This is a genomic window from Limimaricola sp. G21655-S1 (assembly GCF_027213785.1).
Classification (GTDB): Bacteria; Pseudomonadota; Alphaproteobacteria; order Rhodobacterales; family Rhodobacteraceae; genus Limimaricola.
Genome location: NZ_JAPWGO010000004.1, coordinates 115,289 through 133,204, shown reverse-complemented (window position 1 = coordinate 133,204; position 17,916 = coordinate 115,289). Strand labels below are relative to the sequence as shown.

General features: G+C 66.8%; 16 protein-coding genes and 3 tRNA genes. 13 read left to right on the top strand and 6 right to left on the bottom strand.

What is annotated here, in order from left to right; translation table 11 throughout:
• Positions 1-36 precede the first annotated feature (36 nt).
• Entirely contained in the window at positions 37-2,433 is a 2,397-nt protein-coding gene (locus tag O4G76_RS06195; protein ID WP_269396498.1) for an ATP-dependent helicase, read from the bottom strand.
• Positions 2,434-2,624: 191 nt separating this feature from the next.
• On the opposite strand from O4G76_RS06195, the gene O4G76_RS06190 reads away from it, so the two are divergent.
• From O4G76_RS06190 to hisH, 7 genes are all read left to right on the top strand, one after another.
• Complete coding sequence (locus O4G76_RS06190; RefSeq protein WP_269396497.1) at positions 2,625-4,415, top strand: sensor domain-containing diguanylate cyclase; 1,791 nt, start codon at positions 2,625-2,627, stop codon at positions 4,413-4,415.
• A gap of 218 nt (positions 4,416-4,633) precedes the next feature.
• Positions 4,634-8,077, top strand: coding sequence for a pyruvate carboxylase (locus tag O4G76_RS06185; RefSeq protein ID WP_269396496.1), 3,444 nt, complete (start codon positions 4,634-4,636; stop codon positions 8,075-8,077).
• Complete coding sequence (locus O4G76_RS06180) at positions 8,074-8,466, top strand: VOC family protein (protein ID WP_269396495.1); 393 nt, start codon at positions 8,074-8,076, stop codon at positions 8,464-8,466. Before O4G76_RS06185 ends, O4G76_RS06180 begins: the two co-directional genes overlap by 4 nt.
• 162 nt (positions 8,467-8,628) lie before the next feature.
• Positions 8,629-8,703, top strand: a tRNA-Gly gene (locus tag O4G76_RS06175).
• Between the two features lie 347 nt (positions 8,704-9,050).
• Positions 9,051-9,125: transfer RNA gene (locus O4G76_RS06170), tRNA-Gly, on the top strand.
• An 89-nt stretch (positions 9,126-9,214) separates the two neighbouring features.
• Positions 9,215-9,802: an imidazoleglycerol-phosphate dehydratase HisB gene (hisB, locus tag O4G76_RS06165; RefSeq protein WP_269396494.1), complete on the top strand. Its 588-nt coding sequence runs from the start codon at positions 9,215-9,217 to the stop codon at positions 9,800-9,802.
• On the top strand, positions 9,799-10,440 hold the full coding sequence (hisH, locus tag O4G76_RS06160) for an imidazole glycerol phosphate synthase subunit HisH (protein ID WP_085894504.1): 642 nt from the start codon (positions 9,799-9,801) through the stop codon (positions 10,438-10,440). Before hisB ends, hisH begins: the two co-directional genes overlap by 4 nt.
• Positions 10,441-10,492: 52 nt before the next feature.
• Here the strand turns inward: hisH and O4G76_RS06155 are convergent, their stop codons facing one another.
• Both O4G76_RS06155 and O4G76_RS06150 read right to left on the bottom strand, forming a co-directional pair.
• Positions 10,493-11,299, bottom strand: a complete 807-nt coding sequence (locus tag O4G76_RS06155; protein ID WP_269396493.1) for an alpha/beta fold hydrolase — start codon at positions 11,297-11,299, stop codon at positions 10,493-10,495.
• Positions 11,300-11,363: 64 nt separating this feature from the next.
• The gene (locus O4G76_RS06150; RefSeq protein WP_269396492.1) at positions 11,364-11,753 is read right to left on the bottom strand and encodes a DUF2147 domain-containing protein; all 390 of its coding nucleotides are present in this window, start codon (positions 11,751-11,753) and stop codon (positions 11,364-11,366) included.
• Positions 11,754-11,884: 131 nt separating this feature from the next.
• On the opposite strand from O4G76_RS06150, the gene hisA reads away from it, so the two are divergent.
• Entirely contained in the window at positions 11,885-12,607 is a 723-nt protein-coding gene (hisA, locus tag O4G76_RS06145; RefSeq protein WP_269396491.1) for a 1-(5-phosphoribosyl)-5-[(5-phosphoribosylamino)methylideneamino]imidazole-4-carboxamide isomerase, read from the top strand.
• 98 nt (positions 12,608-12,705) lie between these two features.
• On the opposite strand, the gene O4G76_RS06140 is transcribed toward hisA, so the two are convergent.
• Positions 12,706-13,152 carry a DUF302 domain-containing protein gene (locus O4G76_RS06140; protein ID WP_269396490.1) on the bottom strand — a complete coding sequence of 149 codons (447 nt, stop codon included), beginning with the start codon at positions 13,150-13,152 and terminating at the stop codon, positions 12,706-12,708.
• 112 nt (positions 13,153-13,264) lie between these two features.
• Between O4G76_RS06140 and hisF the strand changes: the two genes are divergently transcribed.
• Together hisF and O4G76_RS06130 are read left to right on the top strand one after the other, a co-directional pair.
• The gene (hisF, locus tag O4G76_RS06135) at positions 13,265-14,026 is read left to right on the top strand and encodes an imidazole glycerol phosphate synthase subunit HisF (RefSeq protein ID WP_269396489.1); all 762 of its coding nucleotides are present in this window, start codon (positions 13,265-13,267) and stop codon (positions 14,024-14,026) included.
• On the top strand, positions 14,023-14,334 hold the full coding sequence (locus O4G76_RS06130; RefSeq protein WP_269396488.1) for a phosphoribosyl-ATP diphosphatase: 312 nt from the start codon (positions 14,023-14,025) through the stop codon (positions 14,332-14,334). Before hisF ends, O4G76_RS06130 begins: the two co-directional genes overlap by 4 nt.
• A gap of 164 nt (positions 14,335-14,498) precedes the next feature.
• On the opposite strand, the gene rlmB is transcribed toward O4G76_RS06130, so the two are convergent.
• Positions 14,499-15,290 carry a 23S rRNA (guanosine(2251)-2'-O)-methyltransferase RlmB gene (rlmB, locus tag O4G76_RS06125; RefSeq protein ID WP_269396487.1) on the bottom strand — a complete coding sequence of 264 codons (792 nt, stop codon included), beginning with the start codon at positions 15,288-15,290 and terminating at the stop codon, positions 14,499-14,501.
• 165 nt (positions 15,291-15,455) lie between these two features.
• Here rlmB and O4G76_RS06120 point away from each other — a divergent pair.
• From O4G76_RS06120 to O4G76_RS06110, 3 genes are all read left to right on the top strand, one after another.
• Positions 15,456-15,539 (top strand) — tRNA-Tyr (locus O4G76_RS06120).
• Positions 15,540-15,640: 101 nt separating this feature from the next.
• Positions 15,641-16,618, top strand: coding sequence for a hypothetical protein (locus tag O4G76_RS06115; protein ID WP_269396486.1), 978 nt, complete (start codon positions 15,641-15,643; stop codon positions 16,616-16,618).
• Positions 16,619-16,640: 22 nt separating this feature from the next.
• Positions 16,641-17,171 carry a DUF421 domain-containing protein gene (locus tag O4G76_RS06110; protein WP_269396485.1) on the top strand — a complete coding sequence of 177 codons (531 nt, stop codon included), beginning with the start codon at positions 16,641-16,643 and terminating at the stop codon, positions 17,169-17,171.
• 5 nt (positions 17,172-17,176) lie between these two features.
• On the opposite strand, the gene O4G76_RS06105 is transcribed toward O4G76_RS06110, so the two are convergent.
• Positions 17,177-17,881 carry an SIMPL domain-containing protein gene (locus tag O4G76_RS06105; protein WP_269396484.1) on the bottom strand — a complete coding sequence of 235 codons (705 nt, stop codon included), beginning with the start codon at positions 17,879-17,881 and terminating at the stop codon, positions 17,177-17,179.
• Positions 17,882-17,916: the final 35 nt, after the last annotated feature.

Genomic DNA, 17,916 nt, shown 5'->3' with positions numbered 1-17,916 from the left:
GGGGCGGCTTAGCCGCGGCCCCCTGCCCTCGCAATATCAGAAAGGCACGTCGTCGGCCTGATCCGATGCCACGACGAAGCGCGCCACCACCTTCTTCTGCCCCGCCTTGTCGAAGGCGATGTCGAGCTTGTCGCCCTCGACCCCCACCACCTCGCCATAGCCGAACTTCTGGTGAAACACGCGGTCCCCGGTGGTGAAGGAGGACACCGCCGTCATGTCGATGGTGATGTTCTTGGCCTCGGCCGGCTGGCGCATCTGCCGGTGCTGGCCGCGCGCCTGCAGCCGCTTCCAGCCCGGGGAGTTGTAGACGTCCGCCTTGGCCGCGTTGTCGTGGAGCCGCGAGCCTTGCGCCGCGTTGATCGCCGGCGACGCCGAAGACGACATCCCCGCCGCGCCGTAACCGCCGCCATAGAGGCCCGGCGGCGTCAGTACCTCGACATGACCCTCCGGCAGCTCGTCGATGAAGCGCGAGGGCAGCTGGCTCTGCCACTGGCCGTAGACCCGCCGATTGGCGGCGAAGGAGATCGTGCAGACGGCCTCGGCGCGGGTGATGCCGACATAGGCCAATCGCCGCTCTTCCTCGAGGCCGCGCAGCCCGCTCTCGTCCATCGAGCGCTGCGACGGGAACAGCCCGTCCTCCCAACCCGGCAGGAACACCACTGGAAATTCGAGACCCTTGGCGGCGTGCAGCGTCATGATCGACACCTTCTCGCCCTCCTCGGCCTGCTCGTTGTCCATGATCAGCGCCACGTGTTCGAGGAATCCCTGCAGGCTGTCGAAGCCTTCCAGCGCCTTCACGAGTTCCTTCAGGTTTTCGAGCCGACCCGGCGCCTCCGGAGTCTTGTCGTTCTGCCACATGCCGGTATAGCCGCTCTCGTCGAGGATCATCTCGGCCAGTTCGACATGGGTGTCGCTCTCGTTCACCACCTGCCCGTGCCAGCGGTCGAGCGCGTCGACGAGGATGGTCAGCTCCTTGAGCCCCTTGCCGCCCAGAAGCTTGGTCTGCACCACGATGCGCGCGCCCTCGACGAGGCTCACCCCGTTCGAGCGGGCGGCGCGCTGGATCGTCTGCACGGCCTTGTTGCCCAGCCCGCGCTTGGGCGTATTGACGATCCGCTCGAAGGCGAGATCGTCGTCGAGCGAGACGGCGAGGCGAAAATAGGCCATCGCGTCGCGGATCTCCAAGCGCTCGTAGAAGCGCGGACCGCCGATCACCCGGTATGGCAGGCCGATGGTCAGGAACCGGTCCTCGAAGGCACGCATCTGGTGGCTGGCGCGCACGAGGATCGCCATGGAATCGAGACCCACCGGGTCCATCCCCCGGGTGCCGCGCTGCGCCGCCTCGATCTCCTCGCCGACCCAGCGTGCTTCCTCGTCGCCGTCCCAATGGCCGATCAGCCGGACCTTCTCGCCCTCCTGCTCCTCGGTCCAGAGCGTCTTGCCCAGCCGTCCCTTGTTGGCGGTGATGAGGCCGGAAGCCGCGCCGAGAATATGCGGCGTCGAGCGATAGTTCTGCTCCAGCCGGATCACCTCGGCGCCCTCGAAATCCTTTTCGAAACGCAGGATGTTGCCCACTTCGGCGCCGCGCCAGCCATAGATCGACTGGTCGTCATCACCGACGCAGCAGATGTTCTTGTGTCCGCCCGCCAGCAGCCGCAGCCAGAGATACTGCGCCGCGTTGGTGTCCTGATACTCGTCCACGAGGATGTAGCGGAACCAGCGGCGATACTGGTCGAGCACGTCGTCGCGATTCTGGAAGATGGTGACCATGTGCAGCAGCAGGTCGCCGAAATCGACGGCGTTCAGATCCTTGAGCCGCGCCTGATAGGCGGCGTAGAGCTTGCGCCCCTTGCCGTCATAGGCCGAGGCGTCGGCGGTCGGCACGTTCTCGGGCGTCAGCGCCCGGTTCTTCCAATCGTCGATGATCCCTGCCAGCATCCGCGCGGGCCAACGCTTGTCGTCGATGTTCTCGGCCGAGACGAGTTGCTTCAGAAGCCGGATCTGGTCGTCGGTGTCGAGGATGGTAAAGTTCGATTTCAGCCCGACCAGCTCGGCATGCCGGCGCAGGAGCTTCACGCAGATCGCGTGGAAGGTGCCAAGCCACGGCAACCCCTCGACCGTCTCGCCGAGCATCTTGCCGATGCGCTCCTTCATTTCGCGCGCGGCCTTGTTGGTGAAGGTCACGGCGAGGATCTCGTTCGGCCGGGCACGCCCGGTGCGCATCAGGTGCACGATCCGCGCGGTCAGCGCCCGGGTCTTGCCGGTTCCCGCCCCCGCCAGCATCAGCACGGGGCCGTCCATCGTCTCGACCGCGAGCCGCTGCGCCGGGTTCAGCCCGTCGAGATAGGGGGCGCCGCCCGGCTGCGCCATGGCGCGACGCGACAATGGCATGGAAGCGGCCTCGAAGGCCTCGTCATCGGAAAAGCTGCTCATGGCGCCAATCTAGCGCCCATGCCCCCCGATGAAAAGCAGCGTTCCATATATGTTCGCAATGCGGCAACCGCCGGGCGATTGCCTTGAAAGCGCGGCATCTTTCTCCCGCCCGCGCCGCTGGTCCCCTGACTTGTTAACCGGCCCGTAGCCGGAGCCTGCCAGTTTGCATGGGCAATCACAGGAAGGTCCCCATGACCAGAATCCGCTTTCTCGGACGCCCCCGGCTCAACATGCTGCTGATGCTGTTTCTCGGGCTGGCCACCGCCGTGGCCTGGCTGTCGGTGGTCTATCTGCCGACGCCGCTGGTCAACCGGATGATGCGCGAGGATATCAGCCGCGAGGCCGAGAACTGGCGCTTTCGAGTGCTGCACACGCTCGAGAATGGCAGCCTCGCCTTCGAGCGTGGTCACCTGAGCGAGGTCGACATCGCCTGGCTCGAAGAGGTCACGACGCTGTCGGACATCTACCGCTTCAAGCTCTTCACGGCCGATGGCCGTGTGTTCTGGTCGTCGCGGGCCTCCGACATCGGCACGATCAACGACAAGCCCTATTTTCAAAGCGTCGTGGCGCAGGGCGAGAAATACTACAAGGCCGAGATGAAGCCCATGGGGGAGGTCGACGGCCACCTGCACGGGGCTGCCGACCACCACCTGCCCGGCGACATGCTCTGCGTGGCCGAGATCTATACGCCCGTGATGCGCGACGGTCGCTTCGTCGGTGCGATCGAGTTCTACACCGACGTGACCGCCATGGGGCACACCTTTACCATAAGGCTGCGCAACATCTTCATCGGGTTGTCCGGCATCTCGCTGATCCTTCTGGTGCTGACCACCGTGGTGATCCGCCGCGCCGGGCGCATACAGGTCGCCGCGATGCGCGAGCGCGCCGAGGACGAGCGCGAGATGATGCAGGACCAGATGCGGCTGACCCGCGAGGTGCAGCTCCTGGGCGAACTCAACGAGTGGCTGCAATCCTCGCGCTCGCTCGACGAACTCTTCCAGATGGTCGGCCGCTTCATGACCCACATCCTGCCCCACTGCGAAGGCAGCATCTACGTCTACTCCAACTCGCGCGACGTGCTGGTCGGCGCGACGAGCTGGAACGGCGGCCATCATTGCGATCACATCCGGGCCGAGGATTGCTGGGGGCTGCGCCGCGGCCGCACCTACAGCTATGGTGCCGCCGAGGTCGATTTCCCCTGCGGCCATACCGAGACGCAGGATACGCGCCCGGCCTATTGCTTTCCGGTGCTGGCGCATGGCGAGACGATCGGCCTGCTGCACCTCAAGGCGCGGCCCGAAACCAACCTTCTCGATTTTCGCGCCAGCCAGAAGCGCGCCCAGATGTGCGCCGAACAGATCAGCCTCGCCATCGCCAATGTGCAGATGCGTGACCAGCTGCATGACCGCTCGATCCGCGACCCGCTCACCGGGCTCTACAATCGTCGCCACCTGACCGAGACGCTGCGCCGTCATCTCGACCGCGCCCAGCGCGAGGATCGGCCGCTTTCGCTGCTGTCGCTCGACGTGGATCACTTCAAGCGATTCAACGACAATCACGGCCACGACGCGGGCGACATGGTGCTGCGCGCTGTCGGCTCGGCGCTCGAACAGTTCTGCGATGGCGACGAGACCGCCTGTCGCATCGGCGGAGAGGAATTCATGCTGCTCCTGCCCGATTTGCGGTTGGAGGCGGCGGCGTTGCGGGCGGAAGCGCTGCGCGGCGCCGTGGAGCGGATCTCCGTGCGCTATGGCGAAAAGACCCTGCCGCGCATCACCGTCTCGATCGGCGTGGCCGCGCATCCCGATGACGGCGCGATGCCACAACAACTGATGAAGGCTGCCGACGATGCGCTCTACGACGCCAAGGGGCGCGGCCGGAACCAGGTGGCGATCGCGGGCGAGGCGGACCCCGCCAAGGACGATGCCCCCACCCTGTTCGCGAAACCGCCGCAGGCGGAGGCTCTCGATCGCGCTGGCTGAGATCGCGATCCGGCGATCGCTCCGCTCACGCAAGACCGCCCTCGGCCCTGCTGGCAAAGAGACGCCGCTATCATCTCCATGCCGGAAGACGCGAGGATACCTTACCGCCCCGTTAGCGCTATCAGTAGTGAGTGCCGCCCCCCTCGGCACAGCATCTCGGGGCTATACTGCACCGCAGAAACCCCTAGACTGCCGGCGACCAAACGGAAGGGGTGGACATGGCCGAATTCGAGAAGATCCTCGTAGCCAACCGCGGCGAAATCGCGATTCGTGTGATGCGGGCAGCCAACGAGATGGGCAAGAAGACCGTCGCGGTCTATGCCGAAGAGGACAAGCTCGGCCTGCACCGTTTCAAGGCAGACGAAGCCTACCGCATCGGCGAGGGCCTGGGCCCGGTCCAGGCCTATCTCTCGATTCCCGAGATCATCCGCGTGGCCAAGATGTCGGGCGCCGACGCGATCCACCCCGGATATGGTCTGCTATCCGAGAACCCGGAATTCGTCGATGCCTGCACCGCGGCCGGCATCACCTTCATCGGCCCCAAGGCCCAGACCATGCGCGAGCTGGGTGACAAGGCCTCGGCCCGGCGCGTGGCGATCGAGGCGGGCGTGCCGGTGATCCCCGCCACCGAGGTGCTCGGCGACGACATGGCCGCGATCCGCAAGGAGGCCGCAGAGGTCGGCTACCCGCTGATGCTCAAGGCGAGCTGGGGCGGCGGCGGCCGCGGCATGCGGCCGATCATGGATGAGAGCGAGCTCGAGGAGAAGGTGCGCGAGGGCCGCCGCGAGGCCGAGGCCGCCTTCGGCAACGGCGAGGGCTATCTCGAGAAGATGATCACCCGCGCCCGCCATGTCGAAGTGCAGATCCTCGGTGACCAGCACGGCCAGATCTACCACCTGTGGGAGCGCGACTGCTCGGTGCAGCGCCGCAACCAGAAGGTCGTCGAGCGGGCCCCCGCTCCCTATCTGTCCGAGACCCAGCGCGAGAAGCTGTGCAATCTTGGCCGCCAGATCTGCGCCCATGTGAACTACGAATGCGCCGGCACGGTCGAGTTCCTGATGGACATGGATTCGGGCGAGTTCTACTTCATCGAGGTGAACCCCCGCGTGCAGGTCGAGCACACGGTGACCGAAGAGGTCACCGGCATCGACATCGTGCGCGCGCAGATCCTGATCGCCGAGGGCAAGTCGATCGTCGAGGCCACCGGCTGCGCCAGCCAGTACGACGTGAAGCTCGACGGCCACGCGCTGCAATGCCGGGTTACCACCGAGGATCCGCATAACAGCTTCATCCCCGATTACGGCCGGATCCAGACCTACCGTTCGGCCACCGGTCCCGGCATCCGTCTCGACGGCGGCACTGCCTATTCCGGCGCCGTCATCACCCGCTTCTACGACTCGCTGCTGACCAAGGTAACGGCGCGCGCGCCCACGCCCGAGATGGCGATCGCGCGCATGGACCGGGCCCTGCGCGAGTTCCGGATTCGCGGTGTCAGCACCAATATCGACTTCGTCATCAACCTGCTGAAGCACCCGACCTTCCTGTCGAACCAGTACACCACCAAGTTCATCGACACGACGCCGGAGCTGTTCAAGTTCGACACGCGGCGCGACCGCGCGACGCGGCTCCTGACCTACGTGGCCGACATCACCGTCAACGGTCACCCCGAAACCGAAGGTCGCACCCTGCCCCCGCGCGACGCCAAGACGCCGCGGGCCCCTGCGCCCAAGGGCGAGGCGATCCGCCCCGGCACGCGGCAGATCCTCGACGAACAGGGCCCCAAGGCCGTGGCCGAGTGGATGAAGGCGCAAGAGCAACTGCTGATCACCGACACCACGATGCGCGACGGGCACCAGTCGCTCCTGGCCACGCGGATGCGTTCGATCGACATGATCCGCGTCGCGCCGTCCTATGCCGCCAATTTGCCCGAGCTGTTCTCGGTCGAATGCTGGGGCGGCGCCACCTTCGACGTGGCCTATCGTTTCCTGCAGGAATGCCCTTGGCAGCGGCTGCGTGACATCCGCAAGGCCATGCCCAACATCATGACGCAGATGCTGCTGCGCGCCTCGAACGGGGTCGGCTATACCAACTATCCCGACAACGTGGTGCAGGGCTTCGTGGCCCAGGCCGCGAAGTCGGGCGTCGACGTGTTCCGGGTCTTCGACAGCCTGAACTGGGTCGAGAACATGCGCGTCGCGATGGATGCGGTGATCGAGGCCGAGAAGGTCTGCGAGGGCACGATCTGCTACACCGGCAACATGCTCGACCCCAAGCGGTCCAAGTACGATCTGAAATACTACGTCGAGATGGCCAAGGAGCTGGAAAAGGCCGGGGCGCATGTGCTCGGCGTCAAGGACATGGCGGGCCTCCTGAAGGCCCCGGCGGCGACCCAGCTCTTCACCGCGCTGAAGGAGGAGATCGGCCTGCCGATCCACTTCCACACGCACGACACCTCCGGCGCGGCGATCTCGACCGTGCTGGCGGCCTCGGCGGCGGGCGTCGACGCGATCGACGCGGCGATGGACAGCTTCTCGGGCAACACCTCGCAGCCGACGCTGGGCTCGATCGTCGAGGCGCTCGACAAGACCGACCGCGACACCGGGCTCGACATCGAGGCGATCCGCGAGATCTCGAACTATTTCGAGCAGGTCCGCGCGCATTACGCCGCCTTCGAAAGCGGGCTGCAGGCTCCGGCCTCGGAGGTCTATCTCCACGAGATGCCCGGCGGGCAGTTCACCAACCTCAAGGCGCAGGCGCGTTCGCTGGGTCTCGAAGAGCGCTGGCACGAGGTCGCCAAGACCTATGCCGAGGTGAACATGATGTTCGGCGACATCGTGAAGGTCACGCCCTCCTCCAAGGTGGTGGGCGACATGGCGCTGATGATGGTGAGCCAGGGGCTGACCCGTGAACAGGTCGAGGACCCGAATGTCGACGTGTCCTTCCCCGACAGCGTCATCGACATGATGAAGGGCAATCTCGGCCAACCGCCGGGCGGCTGGCCCACCGCGCTGCAGGCCAAGGTGCTGAAGGGCGAAAAGCCGCTCAAGGACCGGGCGGGCAAGCATCTGAAACCCGTGGATTTCGAAGCGGCGCGCGCCGAGGCGATCAAGGCCACGGGCGAAACCGAGATCGACGACGAGGATCTCAACGCCTACCTGATGTACCCCAAGGTCTTCACCGACTATGCCCGCCGGCACCAGCAATACGGTCCGGTCCGCACCCTGCCGACCCGGACCTTCTTCTACGGCATGGAGCCGGGCGAGGAGATCTCGGCCGAGATAGATCCCGGCAAGACGCTGGAGATCCGTCTGCAGGCGGTCGGCGAGACCGGCGACGACGGCGAGGTGCGGGTGTTCTTCGAACTCAACGGCCAGCCGCGTACGGTGCGGGTGCCCAATCGCAAGGTCGCGGCCAAGGCGCAGAAGCGCCCCAAGGCCGAGATCGGCAACCCCGCCCATGTCGGCGCACCGATGCCGGGGGTGGTCTCGACCGTCGCCGCGCAGGCCGGACAGAAGGTCAAGCAGGGCGACATGCTGCTGACGATCGAGGCGATGAAGATGGAAACCGGCCTGCACGCCGAGCGCGACGGCACCATCAAGGCGGTGCATGTGACACCGGGCGCGCAGATCGACGCGAAAGACCTGCTGGTCGAGATCGAATGACCCGGCTCGGCGCGGTCAGCCTCGTCGTGCCCGATTACGACGAGGCGATCGCCTTCTTCACCGGCCCCATGGCCTTCACCCTTGCCGAGGATTTGGAGATGGGGGTCGGAAAGCGCTGGATCCGCGTGGTGCCGTCCGCGGGCGGCACCGGCATCATCCTCGCCCGTGCCGAGACACCTGCGCAGCGGGACGCGATCGGAGCGCAGGGCGGCGGCCGGGTCTGGCTGTTTCTCGAGACCGATGATTTCGTCCGCGACGCCAACCGGATGAAAGCCGGCGGCATCGTCTTCGAGGAGGAGCCGCGCCACGAGCCCTACGGCATCGTGGCGGTGTTTCGGGACCCATGGGGCAACCGCTGGGACCTGATCGAGCCGAGCCTCGCCGGCTAGGGGGGACACCTCGGGCCTCGGCCCGACCCACCGGTTCGGTCGCCCATGCCGATGCTCGGGTTTCGAGACCGCGATGCCCCGCCGGAGATTTCCGCGCCGGGCGTTCGTTTTTCCGCTTGCACCCCCCCGCTGCCTTGGCTACATCCGCCCCACGAAACGGAAGCGGGTGTAGCTCAGGGGTAGAGCATTACCTTGCCAAGGTAAGGGTCGTGAGTTCGAATCTCATCACCCGCTCCAGTTTCGATCCTCCCTGATAGCAGACGGCAGATAGACGCGCCCGGGCGCGGCGCTGCATTTCGCATGTCCTGCAGTCCACGGGTCCCAGCATGCCCTTCGTGGCTGCCGCACGCCATGGCGACCGGGTCCTGTACTGGGCACGTGCCGTCCTGCCTGCACTGCCCTTCACCTAGTGCCAATCGCCCCCCGAGAACCATGGGCGGCAACAGTCCGATCATGTTTGCGGTCACGCCCTTTCAAAGCGCGTATCCGGCCGTGCGGGACTTCCGCGAAGTCGCCCGGATTTTCTCATTCTCCCCTCTTGCACCCCACCGCGGCTCCGGCTACATCCGCCCCACGAAACGGAAGCGGGTGTAGCTCAGGGGTAGAGCATTACCTTGCCAAGGTAAGGGTCGTGAGTTCGAATCTCATCACCCGCTCCAGTTTCGATCCTCCCCGACATCGCCGAACGCGCTCTTGGCCCCGCCTCCCTCGCCGCCTATACGGTCGGCGAAACCAGCTGAGGGATGCCATGCGGACCGCCAAGATCACCCGCGCCACCGCCGAGACGTCGATCGAGGTCGAGATCGATCTCGACGGCACCGGCGCCTATGACAACAAGACCGGCGTCGGCTTCTTCGATCACATGCTCGACCAGCTGTCGCGCCATGCGCTCATCGACATGAAGGTGCGCGCAGAAGGTGACCTGCATATCGACGACCACCACACGGTCGAGGATACCGGTATCGCGCTGGGCCAGGCGCTCAGGCAGGCGTTGGGCGACAAGAAGGGCATCCGCCGCTACGGTGCGTGCCACCTTGCGATGGACGATGCGCAGGTGCGCTGCGCGCTCGACCTGTCGGCGCGGCCCTTCCTGATCTGCAACCTCGATTTCCGGTCCTCCAAGATCGGCACCTTCGACACCGAACTGGTACAGGAGTTCTTCCAGGCGCTGGCCACGCATGGCGGCATCACGCTGCACATCGACCGGATCCACGGCCACAACGCGCATCACGTCGCCGAGGCCGCCTTCAAGGCCGTCGCCCGCGCGTTGCGCGAGGCGGTGGAGCCGGACCCGCGCCGCTCGGACGCGATTCCCTCGACCAAGGGGGCGCTATGAGCCTCACCGCGCTGATCGATTACGAAAGCGGCAACCTGCACTCGGCCCAGAAGGCCTTCGAGCGCATGGCGCGCGAGGGCGATGCGGGCGAGGTGATCGTCACATCGCGCCCCGAGGACGTGGCCCGCGCCGACCGGATCGTGCTGCCGGGCGACGGGGCGTTCCCGCATTGTCGCAACGCGCTTTCGGCACAGCCCGGGCTGCGCGAGGCGCTGGTCGAGGCGGTCGAGATCAAGGGGCGGCCGTTCCTCGGGATCTGCGTCGGCATGCAGCTTCTGGCCGAGGTGGGCCATGAATACGAGCGGACCGAGGGGCTGGGCTGGGTGCCGGGCGAGATCGTCCGGATCGAACCCTCGGACCCGAAAATGAAGGTGCCGCATATGGGCTGGAACGATCTTGTGATCGACCGCCCCCACAAGCTGCTCGAAGGGATCTCGACCGGCGATCATGCCTATTTCGTGCATAGCTGGCAGTTCCGGCCCAGCGACCCGGACACGCTGCTCGCGCATGTCGATTACGGCGGCCCGGTGACTGCGGTGGTGGGGCGCGACAACGTGGTCGGCGCGCAGTTCCATCCCGAAAAAAGCCAGGCGGCGGGGCTCAGGCTGATCGCCAATTTCCTGAACTGGAAGCCTTGACGACAAGAGGCCCGCGCGATGCGCGGGCCTTCTCGTTTCACGGGCAACAGCCTCACTTCAGGAACGCGGCGAGGTCCTCGTAGAGCCGGTCGGCATGGGTCGCGGTGAGCCCGTGCGGCGCGTCATCATATACCTTGAGCGTGGCGCTGGAGCCCGCGAGCTTGGCCGCGCGGCGGCCCGAGGGGTCGATCGGCACGGTTTCGTCCTTGGCCCCGTGCACCACCAGAGTCGGGACCTCGAAGGCCGCCATGTCATCGGTAAAGTCGGTTTTGCCGAAGGCATCGACGCAGTCGAGCGTGGCCTTCGGGCTGGCCTGCATCGCCATCATCAGCGACCAGTGCAGCACGCCCTCGCTGACCTTGTTGCCATAGAAGGTCTTGAAGAACTCCCGCAGGAACTCGGGGCGATCCTTGCGCAACCCCTGTTTGATGCCTTCGAACACATCGGCGGTGACGCCGTTGGGGTTCTTGTCGGATTTCAGCATTCCCGGCGCGATCGAGGCGATCAGCCCTGCGGCGCGAATGTTGCGTCCCTCGTGGCGCGACACGTAGCGCGCGACCTCGCCGCCGCCCATCGAGAAGCCGATGATCGCCGCATCCTTCAGGCTCAGCTCGCGGATCACCGTGTCGAGGTCGTCGGCCATTGTGTCGTAATCATAGCCCTGGAAGGGCTGGCCGGACCGACCGAAACCGCGGCGATCATAGGACACGACGCGGTGCCCGGCCTCGGCCAGCCGCATCGCCTGATACTCCCAGCTGTCGGAATTGAGCGGCCAGCCATGAATCAGGACGACGGGGCGGCCTTCACCCCAATCCTTCACGTAGAGCTGGGTCTGATCCTTGGTGGTGACGAGGGGCATGCGCTGTCCTTCCCTTGTTCGCTTCCGGAAGAAAACCGGCACGCCCCCCGCGCTGTTCCGGCGCCTAGGGCAGCTTTTGCCAGACGCCGCCCTCGCGACAGAAACCCAGCACGCAGCCCGAAACCGACAGCCGATCGCCCGCGAGCACCAGCTTGGAGTTGTAGGTCTTGCCGCTGTCGGGGGCGAAGACCTTGCCGCGATACTCGCCACCGCCCACCGGCTCGGTGGCGGAGATGATGTTGCGCCCGAGGTTCGGCGAGGCGATCTCGGTCCCGCCCGGGCCGAACGCCTTTACCAGCTGACCGCAAAGCTGCGCGCCGCAGGGCGCGACCTGCACGAGGCCGCTATTGCCGTTGTCGTCAGGCGCGGTGCGCCAGGTGCCGAGCAGCGGCTCGGCCGAAGCCGCCCCCGCCAGTGCCACGAGCGCGCATGCGGCCCATGCCAGTCTCTTCATGATCGTCTCCTCCTCAATCATGCGGCGAAGCTGACGCGAAGGTCATCCGGGCTGGCAAGGCTGACGTGGCGTTGCATCCGGCGCGCTTGCATGCAACGAGGCGGCCGCAACACCCTGCCGGAGACAGCGCGATGATCCTCTACCCCGCCATCGACCTCAAGGACGGCCAGGCCGTGCGCCTGCTGCGCGGCGAGATGGACAAGGCGACCGTGTTCAACGACGATCCCGCCGCGCAGGCGCGCGCCTTCGTCGAGGCCGGGACCGAATGGCTGCACCTTGTGGATCTCAACGGCGCCTTCGCCGGAGAGCCGGTGAACGGCGCCGCGGTCGAAGCGATCCTCGCGGCCTGCCCCGGCGTCCCGGCGCAGCTCGGCGGCGGCATCCGTGACATGAAGACCATCGAGGCCTGGATCGAGAAGGGCCTCGCCCGCGTCATCCTCGGCACGGTGGCGGTCGAGAACCCGGATCTCGTGCGCGAGGCGGCGAAGGCGTTTCCGGGCAAGGTCGCGGTCGGGCTCGACGCCCGGGAAGGTCGCGTCGCCACGCGCGGCTGGGCCGAAGAGACCGACGTGATGGTCACCGATCTCGCGAAGAGCTTCGAGGACGCGGGCGTGGCCGCGATCATCTACACCGACATCGCCCGCGACGGGGCGATGGCTGGCCCGAACGTTGCGGCGACCGAGGCGCTGGCGCGCGCCGTATCGATCCCGGTGATCGCCTCGGGCGGCGTGTCCTCCCTCGACGACCTGAAGGCGCTGAAAGCGACCGGCGTGATTGCGGGCGCCATCTCGGGCCGCGCGCTCTATGACGGTGCGATCGACCTCGCCGAGGCGCTGAAGCTTCTGAACGCCTGATACGCAGAGGCGCCGCACGATCTCTCGCGCGGCGCCTTCGTGACTTTGTTCCTCAAATACGCATGGCGCCCCACTTGTCCCGGATGCGCCGGTGCGGATCATTCACCGGCCGCAGCCTTGGCGAATTTCTCCAACGCGTCTTCCATCTTCTCGATGGCTTCGAGATCATCATCCACCTGAAGGTCGTCGAAGGTCTCCTCCGGCTCTTCATAGGCCACGAAGACCTGCCCCGAGCCGTCGTCATAGGCGAGCATCTTGAGCGGCAGGTAGAGCCCGGCCAGCGGGTCTTCCTGCATCACCGGTGTCCCGAGCTGCGGGTTGCCGAAGATCAGCAGCTGGCTGTCGGCCAAGGTCATGCCGGCCTCTTCGGCGCCCGCACCGTGATCGACGCGCGCGAATACCGTCGCCCCGGCCTCGGTGACGGCGGCCTCAAGGCGGTCCATCACCTCGGCGACGGTGCCGGTGGCCTGCATGGTCTCGGTTTCGGCGGTGGCGGGCGCCGCGAGGGTGGCGGCGGCGAGCCCGGCGAGAATCGTGCGTTTCATGTGAAATGCTCCCATTGTGCTGCCGCCCAACGAGAAGCTCGGGTTTCCGTTCCGGCACTGGCCCCGGCGCGGCTTGGAGGCTAGAAGGGCCGCGACCGCAGGAGGGCCACATATGCTCAAGACCCGCATCATTCCCTGTCTCGACGTGGCCGATGGCCGCGTGGTGAAGGGCGTCAACTTCGTGGATCTGCGCGATGCCGGGGACCCGGTCGACGCCGCACGCGCCTATGACGCCGCCGGAGCCGACGAGCTGTGCTTTCTCGACATCCATGCCACGCACGAGAATCGCGGCACGATGTTCGATCTCGTCCGCCGCACCGCCGAAAGCTGCTACATTCCCCTGACCGTGGGCGGCGGCGTGCGCAGCCACCATGACGTGCGTGCGCTCCTGCTGGCTGGCGCCGACAAGGTGAGCTTCAACTCGGCCGCCGTGGCCGACCGCACGGTGGTGACCGAGGCCGCGCAGCGCTTCGGCGCGCAATGCATCGTGGTGGCGATCGACGCCAAGACGGTGGAACCGGGCCGCTGGGAGATCTTCACCCATGGCGGCCGCAAGCCCACAGGCATCGACGCGGTCGAGTTCGCCATCGACATGGAACGGCGCGGCGCCGGGGAGATCCTGCTCACCTCGATGGATCGCGACGGCACCCGGGCGGGCTTCAACCTGCCCCTCACCCGCGCCATATCGGATGCGGTCGACATCCCGGTGATCGCCTCGGGCGGCGTCGGCACGCTCGACCATCTGGTCGAGGGCGTGACCGAGGGCGGCGCCAGCGCGGTGCTCGCGGCCTCGATCTTCCATTTCGGTACCCACACCATCGCCGAAGCCAAGGCTCATATGGCCGCGGCCGGCATTCCGATGAGGATGTCATGAGCCTGCATGATCTCGCCGCGACGATCCTCGCACGGCGCGGCGCCGACCCCGAAACCAGCTGGACCGCGAAGCTTCTGGCCAAGGGCCCGGAGAAATGCGCCGAGAAATTCGGCGAGGAGGCGGTCGAGGCGATCATCGAAGCGGTGAAGGGCGACCGCGAGAGGCTCACCTCCGAGGCCGCCGACGCGCTTTACCACCTCCTCGTGATGTGTGCCGCGCGCAATGTGAGCCTCGACGATATCGAGGCCGAGCTGACGCGGCGCGAGGGCCGCTCGGGCATTGCCGAGAAGGCTTCCCGCTCCAGATGAAAAAAAGCCCGGGCGGTGCCCGGGCTTCAAGGTGTGGAACGAGGGACAGTGAAATGAAACGCATATGTTCCAGATACGCGCTCCCATGAAACCATCTAATCACCGAATGGTTCCATGCGAAGATACCTTCCCTAAAATGTGAACGCCACGTCAACCATAGCGGGTCAATCCGCCGATTGTGCACGTGCCGCATAGAGCGCGACAGCGGCTGCGTTCGAGACGTTGAGCGAGCCGAACCCGCCCGCCGCGTCGATCCGCACCAAGGCGTCGCAGGTCTCTCGTGTGCGCTCCCTGAGCCCAGGCCCTTCGGCCCCCAGCACCAGCGCCACGGGACGGTCGCGCTTGCCCTCGATCGCCCGTTCGATGCTTTGCTCGGCCTCGCCCGCGAGCCCTAGCACCAGGTAACCCATCTCCTTGAGCCGGCCCATCGTGTCGGCGAGGTTGCGCACCCGCAGATAGGGCTGACGCTCCAGCGCGCCCGAGGCGGTCTTGGCCAGCGCCCCGGTCTCCGGCGCGGAATGGCGCTGCACGCCGATCACGGCGCGGGCGCCGAACACCTCGGCCGAACGCAGGATCGCGCCCACATTATGCGGATCGGTGACCCGGTCGAGCAGCAGCAGGCGCGGCGGGCCGTCCCGCTCACCACCCAGCGCGATGTCGTCGAGCGACCCCCAGTCGAGCGGCTTCACCTCGAGCGCCGCGCCCTGATGCACCGAATCCGCGTCGATCGGCGCGGCGAATTTGCGCGGGTCCGAGATCTCGGGCTCCATGCCGCTTGCCGCGATGGCGTCGGCGAGCTTGCCTTGGGCATTCAGCGTCACGACCAGCCGCAACCGCTCGCGGCGCGGGTTCAAGAGCGCGTCGCGTACCGCGTGCAGGCCGAAGAGCCAGACCGTCTCGGCCGCCGAGGCGCGCTTGGACTGTTCCTTCTCGATCACCCATTTCGGCTTTTTCATGGTGCTCTCCGATGTGCTCCGCTTGCGCCTGATTGCGCGCTCGGGCCCGCGAAGTCCAGCCGAAGCCCCGGCCATGCCGCGCCGTCGGGGAAGCCGGATTTTCCGGTTGACGCCTCTCGGCCGAGCGCCTATTCCCGCTCTCGCACCGGGTCGAGGCCCGGCTGCGGGCGACGAGCTGCAAGGTGCGGCAGCGGACTGTAACTCCGCCGGGGAGACCCACGCCTGGTTCGATTCCAGGGTCGCCCACCATCTCCCCCCCCTTTCGAGACATGGTGGTTTGACCGGTCACGCGGCCCTCCATAGGGTCGCGCCGAGAGCGTGCGTCCCGTCGGTCGCGCGCGGGGGCACGCATGGGACAGTTCGACATCGTGATCATCGGCCAGTCGGGCCGGATCGAGGCCGAGGCGCTGCTTCTCGCCGCCTCGCTGCGCCGGCACGCACCGGGATTCGCCGGACGCCTCATCGTCGCCGAGCCCCAGACCGGCCCGCTCTGGCCCGAGAACCCGCGCATGACCGAAGACGGCCGGGCGATGCTTCGGGACCTCGGCGCCGAAATCCTGCCCTTCGAGAACCGGCATTTCGGCGCGGCCTATCCGCATGGCAACAAGATCGAGGCGCTCGCCGCCCTGCCCGCCGCGCCATTCCTGTTCCTCGACAGCGACACACTGATCCTAGGCGAGATCGGATCGCTGCCGATCGATGCGCTGCCGCCCTCGGCCTCGATGCGGCGCGAGGCCACGTGGCCGGTGCCGCGCCCCGAATGGCCCGGCTACACGGCGAGCTGGCGCTCTCTGTACGACCGCTTCGGTCTGGATTTCAAAAGCTCGCTCGACCCGACATGGCCCGAAGGTGTCTGGACCCGCTATCTCTACTTCAACGCAGGCTGGTTCTGCGGCCCGGATGCCAATGCCTTCGGCGCACGGTTCCTAGAATACGCGGTTGCGATCCGGGACGATCCACCGACCGAGATCGCCGCACAGCCCTTCGATCCCTGGCTCGACCAAGTGGCGCTGCCCTTGGTGATCCATGGCCTTGGCGGCGGCCGTCCGGGACCGGCGCTCGATGGGCTCGACGGCGCGCTCACCTGCCATTACCGCAGCTTTCCATTGCTCTATGCGCGTGAAAGCGACGCGGTGGTCGATGCGCTGGAACGTGTCGCGGCGCCGAACCGTCTCAAGATGCTGTTGAAGCGGCACGACCCGATTCGGCGTATGGTCTATCAGCGCCGTGGCGCCAAGGTGCGGGCGCTGTTCGACCGCGCCGCTCTGCCGCCTCGGGAAAGGGAAATCCGAACCATCCTGCGCGCCCACGGTTTCTGGATGAGGTGACTTGGAACCGAGGGGGTACGCGATGATCGAGAACATGTTGTTCCAGAATTGGAGCGGGATTATCCGCACCATCCTCGTCGGTACGCTCGCCTATGCCGGTCTGGTGGCCTTCCTGCGCATTTCCGGCAAGCGGACCCTGGCCAAGCTCAACGCCTTCGACCTCGTGGTGACGGTGGCGCTCGGCTCGACGCTGGCGACGATTCTGCTGTCCGAAAGCGTGGCCTTGGCCGAAGGGCTCACCGCCTTCGCGCTGCTGATCGGCCTGCAATATCTCGTGGCGAAAAGCTCGGTCGGCTCCGGGCGGATCGCCCGGCTGGTGCGCTCGGAGCCGCGGCTGGTGATGCACAAGGGCAAGATCCTGCACGATGCGCTGCGCCGCGAGCGGGTCACGAAGGAGGAATTGCTCTCGGTGATCCGCAACAATGGCAGCGCCGCGCCGGAGGAGATCGCCGCCGTCGTGCTCGAAAGCGACGGCTCCTTCAGCGTGATTCCCAAGCCCGATGATGGCGGCGCGGCGGATTTCGCCGTCGCCGACCTGCCCGGTCGCGGCTGATGCGCTCACTCGATCGCGTAGACCATGCTGACCCCGGCCGAGACCTCGACCTCGCCTTGGGCGATCGGCACGCCCGCATCGGCGGCCATGCGCATCTCCATCATCGGCCGTGGCCCGAAATCGGCCCGCGTTTCGGAGAGCGACAGGACCTCGCCCAGCTCGACCCCGGCGGCCTCGGCATAGAGCCCTGCACGGGCCTGTGCGTCGGCCACGGCGGCACGGCGCGCCTCGTCATGCGCCGCGGCCCGGTCGGCCAGCATGAACTCGATCCCCTCGAGCCGGTTCGCCCCCTCGCCCACCGCGGCGTCGAGCACGGTACCGAGCGAATCGAGATCCGTGACCCGCAACTCCACCAGCGTCGTGGCGACGAAACCCTCGGGCTCCGATTGCCCGTCGCGCATCCGCGCATAGTCCCGATCAAGGCTGAGTTGACCGGTCTGCACGTTCTCGGGCGCGATTCCGGCCGCGCTCAGCCGGTCGAGCACCCGGCCCATGGCTGCGTTCATCGCGTCGAGCGCGGCGCGGGCGGTTTCGGCAGTCTCGCTGACCCCGAGCCGCACCTGGGCCATCTCCGGCGCGGCGCGGACATGGCCCTCGCCGGTGACGGTCACGGAACGGGGCGGCGTCGCCGGGGCCTCGACCGGTTGCGCGACGGCAGCCGTGGCCAGACCGATGGCGAGCGCGACGGCGGAAAGCGTGGCTTGCTTCATGGTATCCTCCTGAATCTGGCGGCATCGAACGCCCC

Bases quoted from the DNA above. Each gene is read 5' to 3' on its own strand.
- O4G76_RS06190 (WP_269396497.1), top strand. From the start codon at position 2,625: ATGACCAGAATCCGCTTTCTCGGACGCCCCCGGCTCAACATGCTGCTG.
- hisF (WP_269396489.1), top strand. From the start codon at position 13,265: ATGCTCAAGACCCGCATCATTCCCTGTCTCGACGTGGCCGATGGCCGC.
- O4G76_RS06130 (WP_269396488.1), top strand. From the start codon at position 14,023: ATGAGCCTGCATGATCTCGCCGCGACGATCCTCGCACGGCGCGGCGCC.
- O4G76_RS06105 (WP_269396484.1), bottom strand. From the start codon at position 17,881: ATGAAGCAAGCCACGCTTTCCGCCGTCGCGCTCGCCATCGGTCTGGCC.
- O4G76_RS06180 (WP_269396495.1), top strand. From the start codon at position 8,074: ATGACCCGGCTCGGCGCGGTCAGCCTCGTCGTGCCCGATTACGACGAG.
- hisA (WP_269396491.1), top strand. From the start codon at position 11,885: ATGATCCTCTACCCCGCCATCGACCTCAAGGACGGCCAGGCCGTGCGC.
- hisB (WP_269396494.1), top strand. From the start codon at position 9,215: ATGCGGACCGCCAAGATCACCCGCGCCACCGCCGAGACGTCGATCGAG.
- hisH (WP_085894504.1), top strand. From the start codon at position 9,799: ATGAGCCTCACCGCGCTGATCGATTACGAAAGCGGCAACCTGCACTCG.
- O4G76_RS06185 (WP_269396496.1), top strand. From the start codon at position 4,634: ATGGCCGAATTCGAGAAGATCCTCGTAGCCAACCGCGGCGAAATCGCG.
- O4G76_RS06140 (WP_269396490.1), bottom strand. From the start codon at position 13,152: ATGAAACGCACGATTCTCGCCGGGCTCGCCGCCGCCACCCTCGCGGCG.
- O4G76_RS06115 (WP_269396486.1), top strand. From the start codon at position 15,641: ATGGGACAGTTCGACATCGTGATCATCGGCCAGTCGGGCCGGATCGAG.
- O4G76_RS06195 (WP_269396498.1), bottom strand. From the start codon at position 2,433: ATGAGCAGCTTTTCCGATGACGAGGCCTTCGAGGCCGCTTCCATGCCA.
- O4G76_RS06110 (WP_269396485.1), top strand. From the start codon at position 16,641: ATGATCGAGAACATGTTGTTCCAGAATTGGAGCGGGATTATCCGCACC.
- O4G76_RS06155 (WP_269396493.1), bottom strand. From the start codon at position 11,299: ATGCCCCTCGTCACCACCAAGGATCAGACCCAGCTCTACGTGAAGGAT.
- rlmB (WP_269396487.1), bottom strand. From the start codon at position 15,290: ATGAAAAAGCCGAAATGGGTGATCGAGAAGGAACAGTCCAAGCGCGCC.
- O4G76_RS06150 (WP_269396492.1), bottom strand. From the start codon at position 11,753: ATGAAGAGACTGGCATGGGCCGCATGCGCGCTCGTGGCACTGGCGGGG.